Source organism: Pseudovibrio flavus (assembly GCF_009711345.1).
GTDB classification, from domain to species: domain Bacteria; phylum Pseudomonadota; class Alphaproteobacteria; order Rhizobiales; family Stappiaceae; genus Pseudovibrio; species Pseudovibrio flavus.
This window is the reverse complement of record NZ_SMMA01000014.1, coordinates 1-402: the sequence shown is the minus strand read 5'-3', so window position 1 is coordinate 402 and position 402 is coordinate 1. Positions and strand designations below refer to the sequence as shown.

The following is a 402-nucleotide window of genomic DNA, read 5'->3' as shown; positions in this document are numbered from 1 at the left end:
CATGATTAGTATGGTTCTTTTTGGATCCTTCGCGATCCTCGTGGCCTTTGGCGCCCCGGTGGGTGTGTGCCTTGGTATGGCCTCCCTTATCGTTCTTGAGTTGCTGCCAAATACGCCACCTGTCACGTTGCTGGTAAAAAGTGCTGTAACCGGCGCTAACAACTTCGTTCTCGTTGCCGTGCCTATGTTCATTCTGGCTGGTGACATCATGCAGGGCGGTGGTCTTTCCCGCCGTATCGTGGCTTCTGCTGCGCGCCTCGTTGGTAACGTAAAAGCAGGTCTTGCTTACGTTAACATTCTTGCTTCCATGTTCTTTGCTGCGATTTCCGGCTCCTCTCCGGCAACCGTTGCGGCGATTGGTTCGAACATGGTGCCGGAAATGGAAAAGCGCGGCTATGACCG

At 54.0% G+C, this 402-nt stretch carries 1 protein-coding gene; it reads left to right on the top strand.

Features of this window, described 5'->3' with window-relative positions; all coding sequences use genetic code 11:
- Nucleotides 1-40: 40 nt before the first annotated feature.
- A partial coding sequence (locus E1162_RS00045) for a TRAP transporter large permease subunit (RefSeq protein ID WP_371311741.1) occupies nt 41-402 on the top strand: 362 nt, incomplete at its 3' end.